This window comes from Rhodoglobus galactosidasius (genome assembly GCF_054957775.1).
On sequence record NZ_JBQIAV010000001.1, the window covers coordinates 235621 to 260132 of the forward strand.

The 24512-nt window shown below is 62.2% G+C and carries 20 protein-coding genes; 16 read left to right on the forward strand and 4 right to left on the reverse strand.

The window, feature by feature from the left end:
- Window positions 1-132 precede the first annotated feature (132 nt).
- Entirely contained in the window at window positions 133-1779 is a 1647-nt protein-coding gene (locus ACTJJW_RS01240; RefSeq protein WP_462642153.1) for a DEAD/DEAH box helicase, read from the forward strand.
- A gap of 442 nt (window positions 1780-2221) precedes the next feature.
- Here ACTJJW_RS01240 and ACTJJW_RS01245 read toward each other — a convergent pair whose 3' ends face one another.
- The 3 genes from ACTJJW_RS01245 to ACTJJW_RS01255 all read right to left on the reverse strand — a co-directional run bounded on the left by ACTJJW_RS01245 (window position 2222) and on the right by ACTJJW_RS01255 (window position 4257).
- Window positions 2222-2761 (reverse strand): NUDIX hydrolase family protein, encoded by a 540-nt coding sequence (locus tag ACTJJW_RS01245; RefSeq protein WP_462642154.1) that lies wholly within the window; start codon window positions 2759-2761, stop codon window positions 2222-2224.
- Window positions 2762-2854: 93 nt separating this feature from the next.
- Window positions 2855-3610: a hypothetical protein gene (locus ACTJJW_RS01250; protein ID WP_462642155.1), complete on the reverse strand. Its 756-nt coding sequence runs from the start codon at window positions 3608-3610 to the stop codon at window positions 2855-2857.
- Entirely contained in the window at window positions 3586-4257 is a 672-nt protein-coding gene (locus ACTJJW_RS01255) for a hypothetical protein (protein ID WP_462642156.1), read from the reverse strand. The genes ACTJJW_RS01250 and ACTJJW_RS01255 overlap by 25 nt, the downstream gene beginning before the upstream one ends.
- 110 nt (window positions 4258-4367) lie before the next feature.
- On the opposite strand from ACTJJW_RS01255, the gene ACTJJW_RS01260 reads away from it, so the two are divergent.
- The 15 genes from ACTJJW_RS01260 (at window position 4368) to ACTJJW_RS01330 (ending at window position 23384) form a co-directional block, all read left to right on the forward strand.
- The gene (locus ACTJJW_RS01260; RefSeq protein ID WP_462642157.1) at window positions 4368-4991 is read left to right on the forward strand and encodes an alpha/beta hydrolase; all 624 of its coding nucleotides are present in this window, start codon (window positions 4368-4370) and stop codon (window positions 4989-4991) included.
- Between the two features lie 88 nt (window positions 4992-5079).
- Entirely contained in the window at window positions 5080-9747 is a 4668-nt protein-coding gene (locus ACTJJW_RS01265; protein WP_462642158.1) for an ATP-dependent helicase, read from the forward strand.
- Window positions 9740-10537, forward strand: a complete 798-nt coding sequence (locus tag ACTJJW_RS01270; protein ID WP_462642159.1) for a DNA-formamidopyrimidine glycosylase family protein — start codon at window positions 9740-9742, stop codon at window positions 10535-10537. Before ACTJJW_RS01265 ends, ACTJJW_RS01270 begins: the two co-directional genes overlap by 8 nt.
- Before the next feature lie 130 nt (window positions 10538-10667).
- Complete coding sequence (locus ACTJJW_RS01275; protein WP_462642160.1) at window positions 10668-11066, forward strand: (deoxy)nucleoside triphosphate pyrophosphohydrolase; 399 nt, start codon at window positions 10668-10670, stop codon at window positions 11064-11066.
- The gene (locus tag ACTJJW_RS01280; RefSeq protein WP_462642161.1) at window positions 11066-13978 is read left to right on the forward strand and encodes a DUF3427 domain-containing protein; all 2913 of its coding nucleotides are present in this window, start codon (window positions 11066-11068) and stop codon (window positions 13976-13978) included. The genes ACTJJW_RS01275 and ACTJJW_RS01280 overlap by 1 nt, the downstream gene beginning before the upstream one ends.
- Before the next feature lie 183 nt (window positions 13979-14161).
- The gene (locus ACTJJW_RS01285) at window positions 14162-14929 is read left to right on the forward strand and encodes a hypothetical protein (protein ID WP_462642162.1); all 768 of its coding nucleotides are present in this window, start codon (window positions 14162-14164) and stop codon (window positions 14927-14929) included.
- Window positions 14930-15444: 515 nt separating this feature from the next.
- Entirely contained in the window at window positions 15445-17598 is a 2154-nt protein-coding gene (locus tag ACTJJW_RS01290) for a DEAD/DEAH box helicase (RefSeq protein ID WP_462642163.1), read from the forward strand.
- Between the two features lie 178 nt (window positions 17599-17776).
- Window positions 17777-18643, forward strand: coding sequence for a type IV toxin-antitoxin system AbiEi family antitoxin domain-containing protein (locus ACTJJW_RS01295; RefSeq protein WP_462642164.1), 867 nt, complete (start codon window positions 17777-17779; stop codon window positions 18641-18643).
- Window positions 18633-18854 carry a hypothetical protein gene (locus tag ACTJJW_RS01300; protein ID WP_462642165.1) on the forward strand — a complete coding sequence of 74 codons (222 nt, stop codon included), beginning with the start codon at window positions 18633-18635 and terminating at the stop codon, window positions 18852-18854. Before ACTJJW_RS01295 ends, ACTJJW_RS01300 begins: the two co-directional genes overlap by 11 nt.
- A gap of 13 nt (window positions 18855-18867) precedes the next feature.
- Window positions 18868-19053 carry a hypothetical protein gene (locus ACTJJW_RS01305; RefSeq protein WP_462642484.1) on the forward strand — a complete coding sequence of 62 codons (186 nt, stop codon included), beginning with the start codon at window positions 18868-18870 and terminating at the stop codon, window positions 19051-19053.
- On the forward strand, window positions 19013-19381 hold the full coding sequence (locus ACTJJW_RS01310) for a nucleotidyl transferase AbiEii/AbiGii toxin family protein (protein WP_462642166.1): 369 nt from the start codon (window positions 19013-19015) through the stop codon (window positions 19379-19381). The genes ACTJJW_RS01305 and ACTJJW_RS01310 overlap by 41 nt, the downstream gene beginning before the upstream one ends.
- Before the next feature lie 272 nt (window positions 19382-19653).
- On the forward strand, window positions 19654-20385 hold the full coding sequence (locus ACTJJW_RS01315) for a hypothetical protein (protein ID WP_462642167.1): 732 nt from the start codon (window positions 19654-19656) through the stop codon (window positions 20383-20385).
- A gap of 102 nt (window positions 20386-20487) precedes the next feature.
- Entirely contained in the window at window positions 20488-20769 is a 282-nt protein-coding gene (locus ACTJJW_RS01320) for a metal-sensitive transcriptional regulator (RefSeq protein WP_462642168.1), read from the forward strand.
- Between the two features lie 114 nt (window positions 20770-20883).
- The gene (locus ACTJJW_RS01325) at window positions 20884-21108 is read left to right on the forward strand and encodes a heavy-metal-associated domain-containing protein (protein WP_462642170.1); all 225 of its coding nucleotides are present in this window, start codon (window positions 20884-20886) and stop codon (window positions 21106-21108) included.
- Window positions 21108-23384, forward strand: a complete 2277-nt coding sequence (locus ACTJJW_RS01330; protein ID WP_462642171.1) for a heavy metal translocating P-type ATPase — start codon at window positions 21108-21110, stop codon at window positions 23382-23384. Before ACTJJW_RS01325 ends, ACTJJW_RS01330 begins: the two co-directional genes overlap by 1 nt.
- On the opposite strand, the gene ACTJJW_RS01335 is transcribed toward ACTJJW_RS01330, so the two are convergent.
- A complete protein-coding gene (locus ACTJJW_RS01335; RefSeq protein WP_462642173.1) occupies window positions 23381-24379 on the reverse strand; it encodes a YihY/virulence factor BrkB family protein in 999 nt (332 codons plus the stop codon). The two genes, ACTJJW_RS01330 and ACTJJW_RS01335, sit on opposite strands and share 4 nt — an antisense overlap.
- Window positions 24380-24512 lie beyond the last annotated feature (133 nt).

Sequence of the window (24512 nt, forward strand, 5' to 3'; positions counted from 1 at the left end):
GTTCGAGATCTGACCTGTGTACCGCACCCGTGCGAAACACCTGATTGGGTCGGTGTAGATCAGCATAGGCATCGCCTGTGCGCCTCCGGTGTAACGCCCATCTGTTACTTATGCCTGAAAGGCACCACTACTTTGACTGAACAAACTTTTAGTTCGCTCGGCGTACCCGCCCCGCTCGTTGCTGCACTCGCAGCCGACGGCAAAACCACGCCATTCCCCATCCAACTCGACACCCTTCCTGACACCCTTAACGGTCGCGACGTACTCGGCCGCGGTAAGACCGGCTCGGGCAAGACTCTCGCCTTCTCGCTGCCAATGGTTGCGCGCCTTGGCGGCAAGCTCTCGGGTGGCAAGCGCCGCTCGGGTCGCCCGCTTGGTCTCGTGCTTGCACCGACTCGTGAGCTCGCCACCCAGATCTCAGCCGTCATCGAGCCGCTTGCGGCTGCCTACGGCCTCAACACCACCACAATTTTCGGTGGTGTGAGCCAGAACCGTCAGGTCGCTGCCCTCAAGGCCGGCGTTGACATTGTTGTGGCCTGCCCTGGCCGTCTCGAAGACCTCATCAAGCAGGGCTTCGTCAGCCTCGACGCCGTCGAAATCACCGTGCTTGACGAGGCCGACCACATGGCTGACCTCGGCTTCTTGCCCGTAGTGACCCGCCTGCTCGACAAGACTCCCAGCAACGGACAGCGCCTGCTGTTCAGCGCAACCCTCGACAACGGTGTAGACAAGCTGGTTCGCCGCTTCCTGCACAACGAGGTTCTGCACTCGGTTGACGAAGCGACCTCACACGTCTCCGCCATGACCCACCACGTGTTCGAGGTCGACAGTGTCGAGTCGAAGCGCGTACTCATCGAAAAGCTCGCCTCGGGCACCGGCCGCCGTCTGCTCTTCATGCGCACCAAGCACCACGCCAAGAAGCTGGCCCGCCAGCTCGTCGACGCCGGCATCCCCGCCGTTGACCTCCACGGAAACCTCTCGCAGGTGGCTCGTGACCGCAACCTCGCGGCATTCTCCGCCGGTGACGTGAAAGTTCTTGTCGCTACGGATGTCGCAGCGCGCGGCGTGCACGTAGACAACATTGAGCTGGTCATCCACGTTGACCCGCCAGCAGAACACAAGGCATACCTGCACCGCAGTGGCCGTACCGCTCGTGCCGGTGAAGAGGGCGACGTCGTGACGATCGTTCTTCCGACCCAGCGCAAAGACACTGCAACACTGTTGCGCAAGGCCGCCATCACGGTGACCCCACAGCACGTGAATGCGAAGTCGGATGCCGTAACCGCGCTTGTCGGAGAGGTCGCCGAATACGTGACCCCCGCTCCTCGCGCAGCAGCTCCCGTTCGTGGCCAGTCACAGGGCGGACGCTCGCAGGGTGCAAATGCCCAACGCAAGCGTGTTCGTCGTGATGGCGATGGCGGCGGCCGTGACGGTGCCCGCGAGGGTGGCCGTGGCGGCGCTCGTGGCGGACAGTCACGTGATGGCCAGGCTCGTGACGGGCAGGGTCGTGACGGGCAGTCTCGTGACGGACAGTCGCGCGGCGGTAACGCAGCTCGCGGTGGCCAGCAGCGCAATGATCGCCAAGGTTCGGGCCGCGGCGCAGTCGTTGCTGGTGCCGGTGCCGGCGAACAGCGTTCAACTCACCAGCCCAAGCAGCAGCACTCCGATGCCCCTTCGCGCCCGCGCGGTGGCAAAGGCCGCGCTCAGGCCGGTGGCGGACCTGTTCGTGTTGGACAGGTAGTTCGACCTAACCGTCGCGCCTCAAGCAGCGGACGCTAAGCCGTAGCTCGTCAGAGCTCTCGTTGGCGCGTTAGCGCCTGAGAGCTCGCGCAAAACAATCTTGACCGTCTGAGGGCGGCGAATTTCTCCCAGCAGTGCTGGGCAGGAGTTCGTCGCCCTTCGGCGTTTATGGAGTGTTGGTTACGGCGCTCGCGTGGCTCGCGTTCGCGTGGCTCGCGTTCGCGTTCGCACTCGCGCTCGCGCAACTGCGACGTCACGGAAATTCAGGAGATTGCCGTTCCCCGGTTGAATACCCTCCGCTACACACCAGACTTTCCGGTCATCTGCGCTCGGCAGCACCACCACCCGGCCGTTTTTCCTGAATTTCCGTAATCATCACAGAGCTCAAGCCCGCAGCGAGCCCGCACTCAATGAGCCGAGTGTTACCTCTCCCGCTGCGGTGAGCGGCGGGAGCTAGCAAGCGCCGGAAGCCAGCGAGCAGCTAGGGCAGAACGCCGACCGAGGCGAGCGCCGCACGCAGTAGTGCACCGCGGCCGCCCTCCATGTCAGCAGTGACTGCTTCGGATGCCGACTCAGCGGGGCTCAGCCACGTGAGCTCGAGCGCATCCTGCCGCGGTTCACACGTGCCCGTCACCGGGACAACGTAGGCCATCGATACTGCGTGCTGGCGAACATCCGTGTACTGGCTGTCGCTGGGCCACGGAAAGTATTCGGCAACCGTGAACGGTGTCGGGTTCGCCGGAAGCAGGGGGAAGGCCATTGGGCCCAGATCCTTTTCCAGATGACGGAACAGGGCATCGCGCAACGACTCGCCAAACATCACCCGACCGGAGACGAGGGTGCGTGTGATCTCGCCATCATTGCCGCGCACGAGTGTGCCGACCTCGGTGACGCGACCCAGCCCATCCACGCGCACCGGAACAGCCTCAACATAGAGAAGCGGCAGACGTCTGCGGGTTTCCGCAAGTTCTTCCTCTGATAGCCACGAGGAGTTGGGGTCTGGTGTGCCGACGGAGCTCATGCTCCATTGTCACCCATGGTGCGGGTTTCGCGTGCACAAGGCACAGCGACTTTCGCCCCCGTAACCCGTGTGTCTTCACGGAATCGTGTGCGTTCAGCCATCTAGCTTGGCGGCCAACGCTAATAGGGTGAGATTGCGTTGCCCTGCAGCCTGCTCTGTCGAATCGAGCGTCGACCATCCCGGATGAAATCGGTCGTCTAGCTCAGATGCAACGCGTTTTAGCCGCTTGCGGTCGTTCTTGCTGAGGGTCAGGTCGAGCTCTCCTACGGAGTCGATGCTTGCAAGAAGCACAGCAGCGTCTTCAAGATGCCTTTGAGGCTCCCGCGGATCAACCGAGAAGGCTGCCCCCTTGCCCACTAGCGCGCCCAGCACATCTGGAACGCCAATAGAGATGGTGCCGCTGCTCGAAGTCACGACGAAGGTATCTCGTCGGTTGAGAGCCTGCGTGCCGCCCACAACCGAGAACGCTGGCCGTTGCTGCAAGCGGGGCCGAATACCAGAAGGCAAGTGGTCGGCGATCATCACGTCCACTTGTTCCTCGCCTCGGGAGTAGCGGTAGAGCGGAGCGTTGCGGGCATGAGGAACAGTGGCAATGAACCCACGGCTTCCCAGCGATCCGGCGATCGTCGAGAGGCTCGAGCGATTCGCCACCACGTCGGCAACGAGGTCGACATCTTTGGTCGTTCGAGGCGGAGCGATGAAAGCGCGGCGAGCGTGCAATTGCACCATGAGCCCGCCCACAAGAACCCACTCATCGATCTCAATCACTGAGGCGATTTCGAAGACCGTGCTCCACGGCGGGAGCAGGCAGTCGTCGCCAATGTTCACCGTGTGTGTCGCGCCAGCCAATGCTGCCTCATCTCTTCAAGCGCAATCAGTGCAGCAGAACGCTCCCGAGTATTCATGCTTCTGGCAAGGTCTGCGGCAATAACCGCACGTGATGCGTGTTTCCCGTCGAGATGCTTCACGTCAAAATTGTCGTAAATGACAACATCCCCCTCGACATCTGCAGTGAGCAGTTGTTGCCGCACGAACGCTTCAAGGCTCACGTCGCGAAGATACCCCTCGACGGTGCGGAGGTCTCGAGTGAGGTTGTCGTCAATCAACTCTGCAGCACTCGAGCCGGTGAGAATGAGGTCGCGTGCGGTCTTTGCGAGCGAGTCCGCCCGAAAACGATGGGCGTTTGTTCGAGACGCAACATTGCGCGCTATCTCCTCAGCGGAGCTCATACGAATGCGGCGCTTGATGCGATCGCGCGTGCTCTGCGACATCCCTTCGGCAGAACGCCCCGAGAGTTCGCCGAGAAGTGCCCACGATGAAGCGGAGGACCACGAGCGCCCTGCACGCGCACTGAACATCTTTCGCACACTGATCGAACGACGCGAAACCAACCAGGTGCCATCCCGCAGCTGTTCGCCATCAAGTTTACCGGCGCGCAACAGCTCAGTGACCTGACGCTGGGATACGCCTAAGACCGAAGCCGCCTCCTGTGTCATTACGCTATGCATGTCATTTCACTTCCTGAGTCGGAATAATTATGACATACACGGCGGGGGAAGACCATGACGAGTTTCAGCCGTCAGTCGTGCCCCGTAGGATTCGAGGCATGCAGATCGATTCGTCAGCAGTGCTCTGGTCAGCCCCCGAACGCGAGAGGGCCGGGCGTCCGCTGCTCGTGTTGTTACACGGTTACGGCTCGCATGAGGGTGATCTGTTTGCAATGGGTCCCGGGCTGCCACTTGAACCCGTGATCGCGTCTCTTCGTGCGCCGATCCCGGAGAATGGCGGCTTTTCGTGGTTTCCGATCAACCTCAGTGGCGACGGTCGGCACAATGTCGAACTAGTGGATGACGCGGCCAGAGCAGTGCTCGCCTGGCTCGACAACCAGCAGTTCACGAGCGTAAGCCTCCTCGGTTTCTCCCAGGGTGCCGCCATGGCGCTTCAGCTTCTGCGGCTCGCGCCGGAGCGCTTCACGTGCGCTGTGGCACTCTCCGGGTTTGTGGTGAGTGCCGAGCACCCGGGAGATGCGGCGCTCACGAGCATCCGCCCGCCCGTATTTTGGGGTCGTGGCACTGACGATGCTGTGATTCCGGCGGTCAATATTGAGCGCACCGAGGCATGGCTTGTCGATCACACTCGCGCCGAGTCGCACATCTATGAGGGGCTCGCGCATTCGATCGCGACCGACGAGCTGAATGACTTTGTGAGCTTCTTGGGCACGCACGCCTAACCCTGGCTTTGCGTGGCTGGGGTGGGCGTCGAGCACCACTTTCGCGCACGCGTAGTGCGCTGTCAGCGGTTGCGACGAAGATAGAACAATGAGCGATGTGCTCGGCAAGTTCTCGCCCGCCACCCGAGAGTGGTTTGAGGGTGCGTTCGATGCTGCCACCCCGGCCCAACTGGGTGCATGGGATGCCGTGTCATCAGGGGCACACACGCTCGTTGTCGCGCCGACAGGCTCGGGCAAGACCCTTGCCGCGTTCTTGTGGGCGATCGATCAGCTGGCGTCGCTGCCGATTCCCGAGAATCCGAAACACCGCACGCGCGTGCTCTACATCTCCCCGCTCAAGGCTCTCGGTGTCGACGTCGAGCGCAACCTTCGCGCGCCGCTCGTGGGTGTCGCCCAGACCGCTCGGCGTTTGGGGTTGGGGCAGACCGACATTACGGTCGGCGTGCGCTCGGGAGACACCACAGCGCAAGACCGCCGGTTGCTCGCTCGCACCCCTCCCGACATCCTGATCACGACGCCAGAGTCGCTGTATCTGATGCTCACTTCGGCCGCCCGCGAGACGCTCAAGAACGTTGACACCGTCATCATTGACGAAGTGCACGCGGTTGCCGCCACCAAGCGTGGTGCTCACCTTGCGCTGTCGTTGGAGCGGTTGGATGCTCTGCTCCCGAAACCCGTGCAGCGCATCGGACTCTCGGCCACCGTGCGCCCCATCGAAGAGGTTGCACGCTTCTTGGGCGGGCGCTCGCCCGTGACGATCGTGCACCCGCCCTCGGCGAAGACGTTCGAGCTGAGCGTTGTTGTGCCGGTTCCGGACATGACGATCCCGGGGACTGTTGCCGCGGCTCGGGGGCAGGCAAGTGGAGGCGCGGGTGACGACGCTGAGGCAACTCCCGAATCTGCCGCTTCGCTGTGGCCGCACGTCGAAGAGCGCATCGTCGACGCGATTCTCGAACACCGTTCGACCATCGTGTTCGCCAATTCGCGGCGCCTTGCCGAGCGATTGACGGCACGCCTCAATGAGATTTATGACGAGCGGATGAGCGACGGCAGCATTGACGGTGCCGACGCCGTGGCCCGCAGCCAAGCGAGCGCGGATGCCACGGCGTACGCCGCCCCGCAACAGCTGTGGAAGCCACCAGCCCAGATGATGGCGCAGGGCGGATCCACGATGGGCGCCGCACCACTGCTAGCCCGCGCCCACCACGGTTCGGTCAGCAAAGACCAGCGCGCGATCATCGAAGACGACCTGAAGACTGGCGTGCTGCGCTGTGTTGTCGCCACCAGCTCGCTCGAACTGGGCATCGACATGGGCGCCGTCGACCTGGTCATTCAGGTCGAATCTCCGCCGTCGGTCGCGAGTGGGCTTCAGCGCATTGGGCGAGCCGGACACCAGGTCGGGGAAATCTCTAAAGGGATGCTGTTTCCGAAGCACCGCACCGACCTCATCCACACCTCTGTTGCTGTTGAGCGGATGCGCAGCGGGCAGATTGAGGCACTCGCTGTGCCAACCAACCCGCTCGATGTTCTGGCCCAACAGACCGTGGCCGCCGTTGCTCTCGACGAGATCGACATCGAGGACTGGTTCGATACTGTGCGTCGCAGCGCGCCTTTCTCCAGCCTTCCACGCAGCGCGTTCGACGCCACCCTCGACCTGCTGAGCGGGCTCTACACGAGCGACGAATTCTCTGAACTGCGACCCCGCGTGGTGTGGGATCGCGTCGCCGGCACCCTCAGCGGTCGGCCCGGGGCTCAACGCCTTGCGGTTACTTCAGGCGGCACCATCCCCGACCGCGGACTCTTCGGCGTCTTCATGATCGGAGGCGAAGCGGGAGCCCCCGGCCGTCGCGTCGGCGAACTCGACGAAGAGATGGTGTACGAATCCCGCGTCGGCGACATCTTCGCACTCGGCACCACCAGCTGGCGCATCGAAGACATCACCCACGATCAAGTACTGGTCTCCCCCGCCTTCGGCCAACCCGGGCGCGTACCCTTCTGGAAGGGCGATGGCCTGGGCCGCCCGGCAGAGCTGGGGGAAGCGATTGGTGCCTTCACCAAGGAAATTGCTACAGCATCCGTCGCGGTGGCGACCGCGCGAGCCCAATCGATCGGGCTCGACGAGCATGCAGTCGGCAACCTACTCGCTCTCGTCACCGAGCAAAAGGCGGCGACCGGGCACGTGCCAAGTGACACGACGCTCGTCGTTGAGCGGTTCCGCGATGAGCTCGGCGACTGGCGCGTTGTGCTACATTCCCCGTACGGCATGCCCGTGCACGCGCCCTGGGCTTTGGCGATCACCACCCGCATCCGCGAACAGTTGGGAGTGGATGGCGCAGCCATGGCGGGTGACGACGGCATCGTCGTGCGCATCCCCGACACCGATGCCGCACCGCCCGGTGCTGATCTCTTTGTGTTCGACGCTGACGAGCTCGAGCAGATCGTGACCGAAGAAGTCGGCGGCTCGGCGCTGTTTGCCGCGCGCTTTAGGGAGTGCGCCGCCCGAGCGCTGTTGCTTCCTCGGCGCGATCCCGGCAAGCGTTCGCCGTTGTGGCAACAACGCCAACGTGCCTCCCAACTGCTGGACGTCGCCCGCAAATATCCGAGCTTTCCGATCGTGCTCGAGACCGTGCGCGAAGTACTGCAAGACGTGTATGACTTGCCAGCACTGACGGCGCTGACGAAGCGGATCGCGAGCCGCGGCATTCGGGTGATGGAAACCGAGACTGAGGTACCGTCGCCGTTCGCTCGCAGTCTCCTGTTCGGCTATATGGCCGCTTTCGTATACGAGGGTGATTCGCCGCTGGCCGAGCGTCGCGCTGCTGCGCTGTCGCTCGACCCGGCGCTGCTCGCCGAGCTGCTGGGGCGCGCTGAGCTGCGCGAACTGCTCGACCCCGGTGTTTTGGAGCAGACCGAGAACGAACTGCAGCGACTTGTTCCTGAACGTCATGCTCGAGATGCGGAAGGGCTCGTTGATCTGTTGCGCGTGCTTGGTCCGCAGACTGTTGCTGAGATCGAGGCGCGGTCTTTGGTGACCGGGGCGGCACTCGCGACCGATCTCACCGGGTTAGCCAAAGCCAACCGGGTTCTCGAAGTGACTATCGCGGGCGAACGTCGCTGGGCCGTCATCGAGGATGCCGCCCGCCTGCGCGATGCCCTCGGGGTGCCGCTGCCCATCGGTGTGCCCGCCGCTTTTATCGAACCGGTCGACGATCCTGTCGGTGACCTCGTCAGTCGCTACGCCCGCACCCACGGACCTTTCACACTTGCGGATGCCGCAGCGCGCTTCGGCCTCGGTACGGCCGTCGTGCAGGACACTCTGCGTCGCCTCGCGGCTGATCGTCGTGTCGTGGATGGCGAGTTTCGCCCCGGCGCGAGCGGCACTGAGTGGTGCTCCGTGGATGTGTTGCGACGTCTCCGCAGCCGATCGCTCGCGGCGCTCCGCCAAGAAGTCGAGCCCGTCTCGCACGCGACCCTTGGCCGATTCCTGCCCGCGTGGCAACACGTGACTGCTGCCGGTGACTCACTGCGCGAAATCGACGGCCTCGCGCAAGTCATCGACCAACTTGCTGGGTACTCAGCCCCGGCATCCGCGTGGGAAGACTTCATTCTGAGCGCCCGCATTCGCGACTATTCGCCCGCGTGGCTCGACGAACTGACGACGTCGGGCGAAGTGGTGTGGGCCGGGCAAGGCGCGCTGGCGGGCAGTGATGGCTGGATCAGTTTGCACCCGGCCGCCACTGCCGCGTTGACTCTGCCCGAGCCTGATCGCGATGGGCTGAGCGACCTGCAGCAGAGCATCCTCGAAGCCCTTGCTGGTGGCGGCGCGTTCTTCTTCCGGCAGCTCTCGAACCAGGTCGGCAGCACCGACGACAAGGGTCTACTCAAGGAACTGTGGGATTTGGTGTGGCGTTCGCTCATCACCAACGACAGCTTTTCACCGCTTCGCTCGCACCTCGGCGGTACCGTGCGAGCAACCCGCGCTCCGCGACCAGCCCGCGCTCGCGCCTACCGCGGACGCGTCTCGACTGTCGCTCAAGCCGGACCGCCAAGTGCTTCCGGCCGCTGGGCGCTCCTGGAGACTGCCGAGGGCGATACGACTGTGCGCGCCAAGTCGACGGCCGAACTCATGCTCGAACGGCACGCGGTTGTCACTCGCGGCGCTGTCGTGAGCGAGGGCATCCGTGGTGGTTTTGCTCTGACGTACCGGGTGCTAAGTGGTTTCGAAGAGACCGGTCGCGCCCGTCGCGGCTACTTCATCGACGGGTTGGGGGCTGCCCAGTTCGCGACTGGCGCGACCGTTGACCGCCTTCGCGGTTTCACCCGGGATCCGGATGCCGCCCCCGAGCTTCACGCGATCACTCTTGCCGCGACCGACCCGGCGAACCCTTACGGCGCTGCGCTCGGGTGGCCGGGGATTGGCGCCGAGGATGTCGGGGCGCAGGCGAGCGACGCTGCGGCGACGGATGCCCCCAAGAAGCACCGCCCCGGTCGCAAGGCTGGCGCCATTGTGGTGCTCGTCGATGGCCACCTCGCTCTCTACTTGGAGCGCGGCGGCAAGTCTCTCCTCGCCTTCGATACCGAGCCTGCCGTCGTGGATTCGGCAACCCGTTCGCTCACGAGCACCCTGCGCGGCACCCTCCCCAAGCTGCGCATTGAGAAAGTGAATGGCGACTTCGCCGTCGGTACCCCCGTAGGCAAAGCGCTCGTGGAGGCCGGATTCGTGCCAACACCGCAGGGGTTGAGGCTCCGTGCCTGAGGGTGATTCCGTCTATAAGGCGGCCGCGAAACTGCGGGCAGCCCTCGACGGGCAGGTTCTTACCCGCACCGACTTTCGGGTGCCCGCGTTTGCGACCCTCGACCTCTCCGGTCAGACCGTCACGAGTGTCGTACCGCGTGGCAAGCACCTGCTGGTTCGGGTTGACGATCCCGGTACCGGCACCAACCTCACCATCCACAGCCACCTCAAAATGGAGGGTGTCTGGCAGATTTACGGTGCCGGTGAGAGGTGGCGCAAGCCCTCCTACCTGGCACGCGGGGTGCTGAGCACGGCATCGAAGACCGCAGTAGGTTTCGAACTTGGCCTGCTTGAGGTGCTGCCCACGGCATCCGAAGACAGCATTGTGGGGCACCTCGGGCCGGACCTTTTGGGGCCTGATTGGGATGCCGACCTCGCGTTGACGAACCTACTTTCGGACCCTGCGCGCCCCGTCGCACTCGCTATGCTCGACCAGCAGAATCTGGCGGGTCTCGGCAATGTGTATGCAAACGAGTTGAGCTTTCTGCGCGGCTTTCGCCCCCACACCCCCATCGGCGAGATCTCAGACCCAAAGCGTCTGGTCGCGCTCGCCTACAAGGCGATCATGGTGAACAAGGATCGCCCCATCCGCAATCTCACGGGCCTGCCGCGCGGCAAGCCCCGCTACTGGGTGCACGGTCGGCGTGGGGAAGCGTGTTTGCGTTGTGGTACCCGCATCGAGTCGGATCAGCTCGGCACCGGCCCCACGGCTACGCGCTACATGTGGTGGTGCCCGAGCTGCCAGAAGTGATGCTCCCGCGGTAGTGGGCAGTGTCGCACGCCGCAGAGCGCAGGCTCACCCATAGGCTGAAGCGAGCAGTTCTGCCCCGCAACAAGCGCCGAACGCTTGCCCGTCGAGAAGTCCCCGAGAGAGATCATCCGTGAAGAAACAGATCAACGTTGTCGGTGCGGTCATCGTGCGCGAAGGTCTCGTCCTGTGCGCCCAGCGCGGTCCCCGCGGAGCGCTGCCCGGCGTGTGGGAGTTTCCGGGCGGCAAGATCGAAGCCGGCGAGACTCCCCGCACTGCGCTCGCGCGGGAGGTAACCGAAGAACTGGAGTGCGAGGTGGCCGTCGGCGAGCTGATCACCACCACGTCTCACGAATACGACTTCGGAATCGTCGCGCTGACCACGTTCTACTGTGAGCTGATCTCCGGCACGCCAATGCTGACCGAGCACGCGGAAGTCGTCTGGCTTCCGCCCGCCGAGCTCGGTTCACTCGAGTGGGCGCCTGCCGATATCCCCGCCGTCGAACTGATTGAGAAGGCGGCGAGCGCCTAATGGCGATCGACCTTCACGAACTCGAGCCGTTTGGGCAGGATGTCCGCTTCGGCTACGTCGATAAGACCGTCCCAGCCCCTCGGCGGCTGCACCCGCACTTGGTCCTCAACACCGAGACAGACTCGATGCTGCGAGCGCTACGCACCGAACTCCGGCAAGCTACCTCGTTTACGTTCTCCGTCGCCTTCGTTTCGCCGCGCGCGATCGCCCTACTCAAGCAAGAGTTCATCGACTTCCAGGGTGTAGGACGGATCATTACTTCTGACTATCTCGGCTTCAATTCGCCGCACGCTTTCTCCGAGCTACTCAACCTGACAGCGTTGGGTATTGACGTCCGAATTCACAACGAGACTGCGTTCCATCCCAAAGGCTACGTTTTTCAACAGCCCAGCGGAGTTACCGCGGTCCTCGGGAGTTCGAACCTGACGGAAACCGCTCTTGCGAAGAACCACGAATGGAACCTCCGCGTCTCCGCCACCCGCGATAGTGACCTTGCTGAGCAGTTCACCAACCTTCTCGACGATGAGCTCTTCAACTCGACACCGCTCACTCAAGAGTGGATTGATGACTACGCCGCCAGTTACCACCCTCCTGCCAGTCGCCTACGGAGCGGCCGGCGCAAGACCACTACCGACGACGAACCGCACCCGGTCGGCTCCATCACGCCCAATGTCATGCAGGTCGATGCGCTGAGCGCCATTGCAACCGTGCGCGCCGCTCACAAAGACCGGGCGCTCATCATCTCGGCTACAGGCACCGGAAAGACGATCCTTTCTGCGTTGGATGTGCGCGCTGTCGATCCTCAGCGTCTCCTATTCTTAGCCCACCGCGAACAAATCCTTGACCGCGCAATCATCGAGTTTCAGAAAGTTCTCGGCGCCAGTGCTGATGAGTTTGGAAAAATCACGGGAAGCAGCCGTGACGACGACAAGCGCTACGTATTCGCCACCGTTCAAACACTTTCGCAACAGCACGTGCTCGACAAACTTGACCCTGAGAGCTTCGACTACATCTTGATAGATGAGGTGCATCGCGCTGGGGCGAAGAGCTTCACGAAAGTGTTCGACCACTTCCGCCCCAAGTTCCTTCTGGGGATGACGGCCACGCCTGAGCGAACTGACGGCGAGAACATCTTTGAACTGTTCGACTACAACGTGCCCTACGAGATCAGACTCAACACCGCGCTCGAACTCGACATGCTGGCGCCATTTCATTACTACGGTGTGGCCGACATCACATTCAACGATGGGCTCACGACAGACGAGGCGAGCCCGCTATCACGGCTCGTAACCCCCGAGCGTATCGACCACATCCTGAAGTCGATTGAGACCTATGGCCAGTCGGGCACAGCTCCACGCGGGCTCATCTTCTGCAGTCGTAAGGAAGAGGCACATTCGCTCTCCGCCGAGCTCAACAAGCGCTTGCTTAGGGGAAAGCAGCTCCGCACTGTCGCGCTGACTGGCCAAGATTCGATCGAGGCGCGCGAAGCAGTGGCCGAGAAGCTGGAAGCTGGTGAACTCGATTATGTGCTCACCGTTGACATCTTCAACGAGGGTGTCGACATCCCCAGCGTGAACCAAATCATCATGCTGCGTCACACCCAATCGAGCATCGTGTTCGTTCAGCAGCTCGGCCGCGGCCTTCGAAAGGTCGCTGGCAAGGAGTACCTCGTTGTGATCGACTTCATCGGAAACTACAAGAACAACTTCTTGATTCCGATCGCGCTCTTCGGCGACGATTCGCTCAACAAAGAATCGATTCGCAAGAACCTCATTGCCGCCGAGGAAGTTGGCGTGCTTGCAGGACTGTCTAGCGTGCGCTTCGATCAGATTTCTCAAGAGCGCGTGCTTCGGTCTCTCGCTTCCGTGAAGCTCGACAGTCTGCAGAACCTCAAGGGCGCCATCGAAACCGTCCGCAACCGAGTGGGCCACATCCCGCTGCTCACCGACTTTTTGACATTCGAGTCCGTAGATCCCGTAGTGCTCGCCACCAAAGTGGGCAATTATCCTGAACTTCTCGCGAAGGTCAAGATCTCCGAGAATCCACTTTCCGGCGCGGAATCGAGAGCGCTCACCGTAGTGTCCAAGGAGCTTCTTACGGCCAAACGGCCCCACGAACTACTGCTTCTCCGACAGCTATTGTCCGACGGCGTCCTCGATGACACGTCTGCCTCGGTTGTGCTCGCGGCAGCGGGGTTACCAGCTCACAACGCCGTGGTGAAGGCCGCGCTTCGAAGCCTCACTCTCGAGTTCAATACTGCGTCTGAAGTCGCCATATTCAAGAGCCCCGGTCCAGCGACCGAAGACGGGCGCGGAGCCGTCACGTTGAGTCCGACTTTTGCAGACGCGTACACAAGATCACCCGCGTTTCGAGCACATCTTGATGACCTCATCGATACCGGCTTGAGAGTTACGGACACTCGCTACCCAGGAGTTGAGCCATTCACTCCCGGCAGTCAGTACTCGCGTAAGGACGCCAGCCGACTCCTTAATTGGCGCAAAAATATGTACTCGACCATCTACGGCTACAAAGTAGATTCGGACACGAGCACCTGCCCGATTTTTGTCACGCTTCACAAGTCGGATGATGTGTCAGAGAGCACTGCCTATGAAGACGAGCTCCTCGACTCTCACACGATGCTTTGGTACACGCGCAGTAGAACAACGCTGGACACTACTGAGGTGCGCCACATTCTGGACAACGCTGTCGACATCCATGTGTTCTCAAAGAAGAGCGATGCTGACGGCCCCGGCCACTATTACCTCGGGCAGGCGACCGCTCAGAAAGCTGAGCAGACCACGATGCCGAACGGCTCGGGCAAGGACCTCTCTGTCGTTCGAGTGCACCTACGTTTTGAAAAGCCGATCCCCGCTGGCCTCTTTGACTACTTCCACACGAACTTGACGAATTAACTGCTCCTCTAGAAGCAAGTCGTTTGTTGCAGCCGAAGTACCGGTTTGCACGCAATGTTTGACGCTAACGCGCGCCATGGTTGGCACGTGGCGGTGCAGTGGGGGCGAAGTCACCGTTAGCCCGAATAGCGTTTAGCCGTTTAAGTTCTCGCCCATAGTGAGGGTGCCAGTAGTCTGCTCGTTGTGACTGATGAAGAATCCTTGCGACTTGTAAGCCAATTTTGGGTGCCGTTTGTGACGATCGTCCCGGTGATTGCTGTCGCGTATATTTTTGAAGCTCGCCTTATCGCGTCAATGTGGACGTTTAAGCACAAGTGGGTGATGGCCGCTCAAGGAGTGTTCGTGACCGGCGGTGGGTTGGCACTTATCTATCTTGAGGTCAAAGCGCTTTGGTCTATTGTTTACTTAAGTTTTGACCTCGCCGATGTGAGCGAAGCACTGGCTCTACTCAGCGTGATCATGGTCGCTGTAATTGGCTATCCGATTGTTCACATCTACATAATCGCGATTAACCCTGTGGTCGAGATCGGGACTTCGGTTGTGATGACTCCGCTAACGTGGCTGCTCAGCAAGGTGGGCAAAAAGGCTACAGCCAGAGTAGGGGCACTAGAAGAAAAGGGCATCAAGTTTGTCGAGCAAACTGATCAGGCTATCGAAGCCGAACTGGCGCTAGAGACGAAATGGGCCGAGTTGCTGAATATGCCCGGTGACCTCGATCCGAAGAGGACAGCACTTATCAGATCGCAGCTCGATGAACGTGCTACGGCTCTTGCCGAATTGCGACAGAGGCGCGAAGCGGGAGTGCAGATGCTCGAAGAGGTTCGGGCTAGGCGCGCAGACTTGGCAGAGCGCCTCAGTCGGTTGACGGAGTACTCAAGCCTTGAGAGCGCTAATCGGCGGGCGAAGACAGACCTGGAAAGAAGTGTCGAAAAGTTCCGACGAATGCGATAGACGCGACGGCACTTCAAGCGACGAAGGAACCCAGCGTTCGCGGAGCCATCAGGTCACTAAGCGGCGTGAACGAGAGGCGCCCATCGATGCGAAATCGTCCTTGGCACGAGCTGCGCCAAGTGTGAAGCCGCGCGCGCGGCGTCTCGGCGTCCAGCCGACATCTTTTTTGGGCTGTGAGCATCTGCGCGGTCCGTCTCAGGAAAAACGTGCGATTTGTCCTCTTTATCCGTAACGGTTTCGGTAACACACTGGCTTACCGCAGAGACAGCACGACACGAGTCTGGAGCGAAGGTGCGTTGGTTGATTGCTGCGGACTCAGTGAGGCCTTGGGCTCGCCGAAGAGCACCCTGCATTGCCCAATTCGGCCGGCAACCTAGTCACTCTTTGGAACCGTGATCGAGATTCGCGCATAGATAGCAGCGGTCGGCTCGGTCACCGCCATAACCAAAATTCTGCGCGGCACGGCAGCTCTCAGCGCGCACCAGAAAGTCAGCACCCCCTGCCACACTAGCCACGTGACAGATACCCGCACCGACGCCCTCACCATCCTCCGCACGCTCGTCGGCAATGACACTGCCGATTTTCATGAGGGGCAGTTTGAGGCGATCGAGACGCTCGTCGATGGGCGTCGCCGCGCACTTGTTGTGCAGCGCACCGGGTGGGGCAAGTCCGCCGTCTACTTCGTTTCGACGCTACTCATGCGCCGCCGAGGTGCAGGCCCGACGGTGCTCGTTTCGCCACTACTTGCGTTGATGCGCGACCAGATCGCTGCGGCATCCCGAGCCGGAGTTCGAGCCGTCGCCATCAACTCCACCAACCCGCACGAATGGGCCGAAGTTCAGCAGCAGCTCGCCAACGATGAAGTCGATGTGTTGCTCGTCTCGCCCGAACGCCTCAACAACCCGAGCTTTCGCGACAACCAACTACCAGCACTGATCAACCGCATCGGGATGCTCGTCGTCGACGAAGCGCACTGCATCAGCGACTGGGGCCACGACTTTCGCCCCGACTACCGCCGCCTGCGCGAACTCATCGCCACCATGCCCGCCGGCGTGCCCGTGCTCGCTACGACGGCCACCGCCAACTCCCGCGTCGTCGCCGATATCGCCGCCCAACTCGAAGGCGGCACAGCCGGCGGCACCGAAAACCCCACCACGGCAGGCACCGAAGTCGTCACTATTCGCGGGCCCCTCGCGCGAGCATCCCTACGCCTGGGCGTACTGAAATTGCCGGATGCCCGAGCCCGCCTCGGCTGGCTACTGAGCCACCTCGCCGAACTGCCCGGCAGCGGCATCATCTACACGCTCACCGTTTCGGCCGCCGAAGACACCGCGCGGCTGCTGCGCGATAGCGGCATGGATGTGCGCGCCTACACCGGCAAAACCGACCCGCAAGAACGCGAAGAGTCCGAGCAGGCGCTCAAGAACAACACCGTCAAAGCGCTCGTCGCCACCAGCGCCCTCGGTATGGGCTTCGACAAACCCGACCTCGGCTTCGTCATCCACCTCGGTGCGCCCTCCTCCCCCGTCGCCTACTACCAACAGGTCGGCCGCGCCGGACGTGCCACCGACAACGCCGATGTGCTGCTGATGCCCGGGCCCGAAGACCGCGACATCTGGGAATACTTCGCCACCTCATCCATGCCCGACCAGACCAACGCCGAACTCGTCATCTCCGAGCTCACCGCCGCAGCCGACTCCGGCGCTGGCCCGGTATCCACCCCCGCGCTCGAAGCGCGCGTGAACCTGCGCCGCAGCCCCCTCGAACTACTCCTCAAAGTGTTGGATGTCGACGGTGCCGTCGCCCGCGTTCAAGGCGGCTGGACCGCCACCGGCCAACCCTGGAGCTACGACGCCGAACGCTACGCCGGAGTCACCGCCGCCCGCCGCGCCGAACAACAGAACATGCTCGACTACGAACAACTGCCCGCCGGCACCGAAGGCTGCCGCATGGAATTTCTGCAACGCGCCCTCGACGACGACACCGCCACCCCCTGCGGCCGCTGCGACAACTGCGCCGGCCTCTGGTACCCCACCGACATCAGCACGGATGCCACCAGCCGCGCCACCGCCACCCTCGACAAAGTCGGTGTACCGATCGAACCCCGCGCCCAATGGCCCACCGGAGCCGACAAACTCGGCGTGCCCGTGCGCGGACGCATCAACCCCGACCAGCGCTCCAGCGAAGGCCGCGCCCTCGCCCGCCTCACCGACCTCGGCTGGGGCGGAACCCTGCGCACCCTCTTCGCCCCCGGCACCCCCGACGCACCCGCAAGCCCCGCCCTCATCGCCGCCTGCGTGCGCGTACTCGCCGACTGGGGCTGGGATGAGCGCCCCGTCGCCGTGGTCTCGATGCCGTCACGCAGCCGACCACAACTCGTGGCATCCGTCGCCGAAGCCCTCGCCAGCGCCGGCAAGCTGCCCTACCTCGGTCAGCTTTCGCACACCGGCGACGGCCCACACGGTGAACCCGGCGGAAACAGTGCCTACCGGCTAGTGAGTGTGTGGCAACAGTTCGAATGGGCCGGTGGCACAGAGCTACCCCAGGGGCCCATCCTGCTCGTCGACGACCTTGTCGACTCCCGGTGGACCCTCACGATCGCCGCAAAAGCACTCCGCGAAGCGGGAGCGGGAGCGGTGCTTCCGTTCGCGCTCGCCCTGCGCGGGTAGCTCTGACGTCGCGCGTCGTGCGACCAATCAACTCGACAACTACATGATGACCATCCAGGCACCATCATCAGGCAGCGTGCCCCACGGACGGCAGCGCACGATCAGGTTCTGTCCATTCGGACGCAAAAAGTATCAATCTGTACTTGAAAAGTATCCATCTAGGCGTTACTATTCAAGCATGAACGCGTCAGAAGCTCTACGAGCACTGGCTAAGATCTCGTCAAGCCAGTGGGGAATGGTCACAACGCCGCAGGCACGCTCGATACAAGTAAGTCGAGTACAGATCGCGCGGCTCGCGGAGAGCGGACATCTCGAGCGCCTCGCACATGGCGTCTACAGAGATGCCGGGAGTTCCCCGCACGAATTCGACGGTATTCGAGCTGCCTGGCTCAGCCTCGATCCAGATCGAGTGGCAGAGGACCGCATCCGGGACGGAGCAGCGGGGATAGTGGTGAGCGGAAATACAGCGGCGGCCCTGCACGGAATTGGAGACCTCCTACCCACCCCATATGTTTTCACTTCGCCTGCCCGTCGGCAGTCGCAGCGCCCCGACATCCGCTTCAAGCGAAGGCTCCTCACTACCGACGAAATCACTCTGGTAGCCGGAATTCCGACGACTGGAGTTGAGCGAACGATCGCGGACCTGGTGCAGGACAAAGAAGACCTGAGCCTTGTCGGGGATCTCGTGGGTGACGCGCTCCGTTCCGGCACCATTCAGCTGGATCTTCTTGCCGCCCTCCTCAGCCCCCTTGCCTCACGAAATGGGTTCCTAAAAGAAGACGGACTCGCGCTACTGAGGAAGCTTCTAGAGCTGGGCCACGTCGATGTTGCGACCCAAATCAAGCGGGTGGTTTCAAACCCAGCGTGGCGCTCAGCGATGTCTCCCGCCGACGCAACAGCGCTATCCGAAGCACTCGCGAAGGCGATCGAAGGGCCGCAGAGCGTCACATCCGACGACGACATGCGATCCGTGCAAGCGCTCGTGAAAGATGTCAACTCGCTACAGAGTCTCGCGACGCAGAGCCAGGAACCCAATGCAGACTGAAGACGCTCCGTATTCCAACGCACGCGCCGTTCAGGCAGCAATCAAAAGTGCCGCACAGCGCGACGTGAGAGCCAAGTCGGTCGGAGTCGGCGATCTGATCCGACAAGCGACATTTGACCGATTCCTGTGCAGAGTGTTTTCCGTTCAGCCACCCAAGTTCGTGCTCAAGGGCGGCACCGGCATGCTCGCTCGGCTGTCGCCTGACCTTTGACGTCTACGTTGGCGTGACGAAGCAGAGCACCCTGTCAATAGACGTTGCAGCCGGCTACAAGCCCACAGGAGAGCTCGAAACGTTGAGTCCGGCCAATCGGTTGCCGCTTGCCCGTCTGCGCACTTTCGACTACGTGCTGTACCCGCTTGGTGGACCAAGTGGCGGACAAACTATGCGCAACCCACTCGAGATACGGTGAGAGCAAATCTCCCTCGTCGCGCGTCAAGGACTTGATTGATCTCCTTATTATTTCATTGACGGAATCGCTCGATGCTCGACGCCTGTGGATTGCAGTCGCGACTGAATCCAAACGTCGCGAACTCGACCAAATAGCGGCATTCGTCATCCCTCCGGACTGGTCGAGTCGATATCTGGTGCTCGCTCGACCTCTCGGGCGCTTGGAGAACTTTCCCAACGCGTCGGTCGCCGAGGAACGCGTCCAAGCCATGCTGAACCCGATATTGGACGGATCTGTTAAGAGCGGCTGGTGGAATCCGGCCGCTGGGAGCTGGATCAAGTCAAAGTGAGCTCATCTTTGCAACCTGTCGTTGGCTTGCGGATCGTAATCTGCGTGTCTAGTGCAGCCAACACGACGCCGAGGTCGTTGTTGAACGAGTAGGAAAACACGTCGAGTGTCACCGCAGCTGACGCATCTCGTGCAGCGTGCGGCCCTACTGACCGATCATCTCGGCGGCCTCGTCGAAGTGCGCTCTCAAAAACTCCTGCTGAGAGCCCAGCAAAAAGCTAGTCTGGTACCTAAAGCAACGATGCCGTTGCCGTGCGATCGGAGGTCGCCACCGTGTCAGATTTCTCCACGAAGCCCTACAGCTTCGCCCTCGGAGCACTCCTCTCAGTGCTCGCGATACCCCTCGCCATCGCCGCCGCAGTGATCGTCGGCCAACTGGGATTAGGGATCGCGACCGTAGTCGGAGCGATTGGAATGTTTGCGGCATTTCAACTCTTCGCCCTAGGGTCACGCCACACGGTAACGCGCGCCCGCGATTTCATGTTCGCCCTCATCGTTGGTGCCATCGCTACAGTTCTCGGAGCCCTCTCAGGGCTGCTCTCTGACGCCTACAGTGCCTTTATTTCCAGCGGCGGCACCACCGGCATCATCGAGCGCATCTTCGCCGGACGAATCGAGCTGCCATTTCCCAGTAGCCTCGAAGAAGTAGTTGTCCCCCTCACCATCACCGCTGTCCTCGCCGTCCTTGCGGTCGTCATGAACGCAGCCAAGGCCCTTGCCGCACACCGCGACGCTATCGTCGCTAAAGCCAACGCCGTCGCAACATCAGCCACCAACCGCTTAGAGACTTCGCGAAACGCACTGTCGTCATCCGCCAGCACTTCAGCGAATGCCGCCAACCGATTCGCCAACCACGTAATGACCATCAATGCCTCGTCCCCGGGCACCCTGCTCAACGGCAAACCACTCAACGAAGAGCAGCCGAAAAAGCATCTCTGGTCGTCGTTGACTGAACTCGGTCACAAAGCAATCAAAGCTTGGTCAGGTCTCCGAACTAGACAGTAGACACCCACCCGGCGCGCAGTGCTCACTAGCGCAGTTGACTTACGGCTCGTTCAGGCGTGTAATAGAGATACCCCTTGGGGGTATCCACGCTGAAGGAGAATCATGGTCGGCTACGACGACAACAAGGAGCAGCTGCTCAAGCGGTTGCGTCGCGCTGAAGGTCAGGTTCGCGGCATCCACCGCATGGTTGAAGAAGATACCTACTGCATCGATGTGCTCACTCAGGTGTCTGCAGCAACGAAAGCGCTCGAAACTGTTGCTCTTGCCCTGCTCGACGACCACCTCAACCATTGTGTTGCCGAAGCCAGCCGTGAAGGCGGCCCTGTCGCCGACGAAAAGATTCGCGAAGCGAGTGCCGCCATCGCGCGTCTCGTTCGTTCGTAGCAGGAACATCGTTCCTAAATTGCACATCGTTCCTAACCAGCACATCGTTCCTAACTCCCACCCCGCTCAACACTCCGCCCGCGCCTAGCGCCTGCGGCAATCGAAGGAGAACCAATGACTCACACCGCCGATTACCTGGTCGAAGGCATGACCTGCAGCCACTGCGTAAGCAGCGTCACCGAAGAACTTACTGAAGTGGATGGCGTCACCGAGGTCTCTGTCGCGCTAGCGTCGGGTCTTCCCTCCACCGTTTCAGTCACATCCGAGGCACCCCTCGACGAAGCGACTGTTGGCGCCGCAATCGAGGAGGCCGGCTACACGCTCGTAAAGAGCCTCTAATGACAGCCGAGCCCCTTGCATCGGGCAACGTCAACCTCACGGATGTCGAACTCGACATCACCGGGATGACCTGCTCGTCGTGCGCGAACCGCATCGAGCGCAAGCTCAACAAGCTCCCCGGCGTCGAAGCTACGGTGAACTACGCCACAGAGAAAGCTCGTGTTCGGGCACCCGAGGGTGCTGACACTGAGCAGTTCCTGGAAGCGGTGAAGGCCGCGGGGTATAGCGCTGTCATCCCGACCCCGATCACCGAGTCGCCAGACTCTGACGTACCCGCTACCGGCGACGATCGGGCACAACTGCTGCTCCGCCGACTACTGATCTCGACCGCGTTGACCGTTCCCGTCGTGCTGATGTCGATGATCCCTGCGCTGCAGTTCACGAACTGGCAGTGGTTGACCCTCACCCTCGCGGCACCGGTTGCCGTCTGGGGTGCGTGGCCGTTCCACCGTGCCGCCGCGACCAACGCCCGCCACGGTGCCGCAACGATGGACACCCTCATTAGTTTGGGTGTGCTGGCGGCGTTCGGCTGGTCGCTCTACGCCCTCTTCTTCGGTGAAGCCGGTATGCCCGGCCTCACCATGACGATGACGTTCTTCGGAACCCCGAGCGCTGGCTCAGGTGAGATTTACCTTGAGGTCGCCGCAGCGGTGACCGTATTCATCTTGCTCGGCAAGTACATCGAGGCGCGGGCAAGCCGCGAGTCTGGTGCTGCCCTGCGTGCCCTGCTCGAACTGGGCGCCAAGGATGCGACCGTGCTGCGCGGCAGCTCCGAACAACGCGTTGCTGTTTCGGCGCTCGTCGTCGGCGATCGCGTTGTTGTGCGTCCCGGCGAGAAAATCGCCAGCGACGGCCTCGTCATTGACGGCAGCTCGGCCGTCGATGAGAGTATGCTCACCGGCGAATCAGTGCCGGTCGAAGTTGGCCCAGACAGCCGCGTCACCGGCGCAACCCTCAACGTGGGTGGCCGCCTACTCGTCGAGATCACGCGCATCGGCAGCGACACCGAACTGGCACGCCTCGGTCGCCTCGTCGAAGATGCACAAACTGGCAAAGCCGACATCCAGCGTCTCGCCGACCGTGTTTCGGCAATCTTTGTACCCGTCGTGCTCGTGCTCGCCGTGATTGCCTTCGTCGGGTGGATGATCGCCGGCGGGCCCATCGAACTAGCCTTCACTGCCGCCGTCACCACGCTCGTCATCGCGTGCCCCTGTGCTCTCGGACTCGCCACGCCCACCGCCCTACTCGTCGGCACCGGCCGTGGATCGCAACTCGGCATCCTCATTAGCGGACCCCAAGTTCTCGAGCAAACCCGCGCTGTCGACACGATCGTGCTCGACAAGACCGGAACCGTCACCACCGGCGAAATGCGCTTGAGCGCCATCGACGTGCTTGAGGGCGAGAGCGAAGAGCTCGTGCTGGCGTGGGCGGCTGCCGTCGAGGCTGGCTCGGAGCATCCGGTCGGCCGCGCGGTTGTTGCCGCAGCAGCACAGCGAGCCATCGAACTGCCCACCGCTAGTGACTTTGCCGCCCACGCTGGCAGCGGGGTTCAGGCGACCATCGACGGCACCGTCGTGCTTGTCGGCCGCGCCTCCTGGCTCACCACCGAACAGAACCAGACGGTGTCGGATGCCGCACTCGCCCTAGTCGAGAAAGCTGAAGCTGCCGGATCCACCGCGATGGTTATCGCGTGGGACGGTCAGGCGCGAGGCGTTCTGGTCGTCGGGGATACCGTCAAGGCAAGCAGCGCGGATGCGATAGCTGAGTTCGTCCGGCTCGGCCTGCGCCCCGTGCTCCTCACTGGCGACAATGCGGGAGCCGCGGCATCCGTCGCTTCCGTCGTCGGAATCACCGACGTGCACGCTGGCATCACACCGCAGGGAAAGCTCGATGTTATCCGCCAGCTGCAGGCCGACGGGCGCGTTGTTGCCATGGTCGGCGATGGCGTGAACGATTCCGCTGCTCTCGCCGCAGCCGACCTCGGTATCGCTATGGGCGGCGGAACGGATGCCGCAATCGCCGCCAGCGACATCACCGTCGTCAGCGGTGACCTGCTTGTCGTGGCTGACGCGGTTCGGCTCGCCAAGCGCACCCTCGGCATCATTCGCGGCAACCTGTTCTGGGCCTTCGCCTACAACGTGGCGGCGCTGCCGATCGCAATGCTGGGTCTACTGAACCCGCTCATCGCAGGTGCGGCTATGGCCTTCTCCTCGGTGTTCGTCGTGATGAATAGCCTGCGGCTTCGCCGGTTCAAGGGCAGCGCACAACGTTCTTAGCCCTCGCGCTCGCGAATAGCGACCGCGTCAGCTTCGTCTGCAGCCTGACGCCTTGCCAGCATCAGGCTGCGGGCGGTGTCCCGCAGGGGCAGTTGCACGGTGTTTTCGGCGGAGACCCCGGCCAACAACTGGCGCAGACGAGTAAATTCGGCATCCACTTCAACACCGGCGACGAGTGCCAGGTTGCTGATGTAGAGCCAGATGAGGAGGGCCAGTGCTCCTCCGAGCCAGCCATACACGCGGTCGTAGTTCGCGATGGTTGACACATAGAAACCGAAAGCTGCGGTGGCAAAGCCCCACGTGACAATTGCGAACACAGCTCCAGTGCCGACCCACCGCATCCGTTCGTGGCGAACGTTGGGCGTGTAGTAGTAGAGCACGGTGATGATCATGGTGAGGATGGCGGCCAGCACAGGCCAGCGCCCGTATGACCAGATCGTGATCCAGGGTTCGCCAATGCCGAGTGCTTCGCCGATCGCGGTTGCCACGTTGTTGGTGGCGAGCAGGAGGGTCACGACGGCGGCGAAGGCGATGAGGAGGAAGGCGGAAAGAATGAGCATGAGTCCGCGGAACTTCACCAGACGACGACCCTCTTGCACTTCGTACACACTGTTTGTTGCGCGGCCGAAGGCGGTGGCGTAGCTCGACATCGACCAAATGCTGAGGGCGATTCCGATCGCAAGAGCCAGTCCGGGGCTGTCGATGGAGAACAGTTGTGTCAGCGGTTGTTCGAGCAGATCGACAGTGCCAGGCAGCAAGATCTCTTCGGCGAGATCGAGCACGGTGTCGGCGGCTTGTTCCTTGCCCTGGGCAAGTGCGAATGCCGACACCACGGTCAGCGCAGCCGGCAGGATCGTGAGGGCGGCAAAGAATGCGAGAGTCGCTGCAGAATCGATACCACGGTGGAGCATAAAGCCGTGCCACGCCCGCCGAATGGCGTAACGCCATTCACGTCGCGGTTCGATGAGGTTGCTCGTCGCCTCAGATGATTCCATCCGGTCAGTTTAAGCGACACGGGAGGCGTGCGGGCGAGTGAGCCTAGAACGCCACGCCCCTAGAGGATCCCCCTGGATAGGTTTAGGCTCAGGGCATTAGCCGCCGCGTGCTGCGACGACATGGGTTCTGAGG